The 1,318-nt window shown below is 62.8% G+C and carries 1 protein-coding gene; it reads left to right on the plus strand.

The window, feature by feature from the left end; all coding sequences use genetic code 11:
* Positions 1-132 precede the first annotated feature (132 nt).
* The gene (locus MNZ29_RS24050; RefSeq protein WP_242341606.1) at positions 133-1,299 is read left to right on the plus strand and encodes an IS4 family transposase; all 1,167 of its coding nucleotides are present in this window, start codon (positions 133-135) and stop codon (positions 1,297-1,299) included.
* The last annotated feature ends 19 nt before the right edge of the window (positions 1,300-1,318 follow it).

The raw sequence follows: 1,318 nt of genomic DNA on the forward strand, positions 1-1,318 counted from the left end.
CCTGAAGTATCCCCACGATCGCGCGACAAATGGCGAGTGAGATCGATCGTCTGCGATACGAGGCAGTTTGAAAGTTGAAGCGCGCAAGCGCCTCTGATCCTCTGAGTCTGCCAGGACGAAGAGGGGAGACGAATGCGCGCCGAAGAGATCTTACAGCGACGATTCGAGCACGAGCTAGGGTCGATTCACCTCTCGCGGGTGCGGCTGGTGTTCGCCGCTGTCTACACGCTGCTGAGGTCGGGGAAGTTGTCCCTGACGAGCTTGGGCCGCGCGATCGCCGGGGCCACCACCCACAGGCACGGCATCAAGCGTATCGACCGGCTCCTCGGAAACCGGCACATCCATCGTGAGCGCGTCGACTTCTATCGAGCGCTCGCGCGCGGCCTGGTGCAGCCGGGATCGCGTCCGCTCGTGATCGTCGACTGGACAGCCGTGACGACGCAGCTGTGGGCGCTCGTCGCGGCGGTTCCGTACCAAGGCCGAGCGCTCATCATCTACGCCGAGACGCATGGCATCAACAGCTACATGAAACCCTACGTGAACAAGACGTTTCTGGATAACGTGAAGGCAGTTCTCCCGGTGTGTATGCCCATCATTGTGACCGACGCGGGGTTCCGTACGCCGTGGATGAAGCTCGTCCTGTCGTACGGCTGGGACTACATCTCACGGGTTCGCGGCTTGAACCTGATCCGATCCGCTCGAGATGAAGCGTGGTGCGACATCGAGCGCCTCTGGAAGATGACCGGCGCTACGGCGTCCGAGCTCGGCTCGTACGAAATCGGCCGCAAGACTCACTTCCGGACGCGCGTCGTTGGGATCCGTAAGAAGCCGAAGTATCAGCGACGCCCGGCGAAGCGCGACTTCGGCCCCAAGAGACAGAAGCGAGCGGCTCGAGAGCCGTGGATCTTGGCGACGTCCTTGAGCGCGCGGCCGGCGAAGGTCGTCGCGATGTACTCACTCCGCATGCAGATCGAGGAAACGTTCCGCGACGCGAAGAGCCACCGCTTCGGGATTTCACTCAGTTACGCCAGAACGCAATCCAGTTCGCGCGCCGACGTTCTTCTGCTGCTTGCCGCCTTCGCTCACGTGCTCTACGTGCTGCTCGGCCTGGCGGCAGAGGCGGCGGACCTTCAGAGGCGGTATCAGGCGAACACGATTAGGAGACGACGGGTCCTCTCGTTGGCGATGCTGGGCAGACTCGTGCTCGCGGACCACGCGCCGGACCTCCTCGAAGGCGCCCTGGCGGAAGAACCATGGGACTCACTCCGAGAGCGTATCGCTGCCGCTCAGGTGTGCTGATTTGAGGGGATCCGTCAGG

Origin of the sequence: Anaeromyxobacter sp. SG64 (assembly GCF_022690745.1) — a bacterium.
Lineage (GTDB): Bacteria > Myxococcota > Myxococcia > Myxococcales > Anaeromyxobacteraceae > Anaeromyxobacter > Anaeromyxobacter soli.

Bases quoted from the DNA above. Each gene is read 5' to 3' on its own strand.
- MNZ29_RS24050 (WP_242341606.1), top strand. From the start codon at position 133: ATGCGCGCCGAAGAGATCTTACAGCGACGATTCGAGCACGAGCTAGGG.